Source organism: Streptomyces milbemycinicus, assembly GCF_002154605.1.
GTDB lineage: Bacteria > Actinomycetota > Actinomycetes > Streptomycetales > Streptomycetaceae > Streptomyces > Streptomyces milbemycinicus.
Map to the genome: position 1 here is coordinate 1 of NZ_MUNE01001311.1, position 642 is coordinate 642.

1 protein-coding gene is annotated in these 642 nt (G+C 75.7%); it reads left to right on the forward strand.

Annotated elements, in window-relative coordinates; genetic code table 11:
• On the forward strand, positions 1 to 642 hold a 642-nt coding region (locus tag CCN51_RS52800), incomplete at both ends, for an acetate--CoA ligase family protein (protein WP_245881923.1).

Genomic DNA, 642 nt, shown 5'->3' on the forward strand with positions numbered 1-642 from the left:
CTCCGCCCCCGATGCCCAGCGCCTCCTCGCCCGCTACGGCGTCAGCGTGCTGCCCGCGCTCCCCGCCCCCGACGCGGACGCCGCCGTACGGGGCGCGGCCAGGCTCGGCTTCCCCGTCGCGCTCAAGACCACCGCCCCCCATCTGCGCCACCGCGCCGACCTGGGCGGAGTACGGCTCGACATCGGCGGCGAGGTGGAACTTCGACGCGCCTACGCCGAGTTGACCGACTACCTCGGCGCCCCCGAAGAGCTGCGGCTCGTCGTGCAGCGGATGGCCCCGCGCGGCGTCGACACCGTCGTACGGGCCGCCATCGACCCCGCCGCCGGGGCGGTGCTCTCCTTCGGGCTCGCCGGAGCCCCCTCCGAACTGCTCGGGGACACCGCCCACCGGCTTGTCCCGGCCACCGACCGGGACGCCGCCGAGCTGATCAGATCCATCCGGACCGCGCCGCTCCTGTTCGGCTGGCGCGGTTCAAGCCCTGTCGACACCGCGGCGCTCGAAGAACTCCTGCTGCGGGTGTCCCGCATGGTGGACGACCATCCCGAGGTGGTCGCCGTCGAGCTCGAACCGGTCGTCGTCGCCCCGCGCGGCCTGTCCGTGCTCGGTGCGGCCGTCCGCCTGGCCCCGCCGCCCCCGCGCAC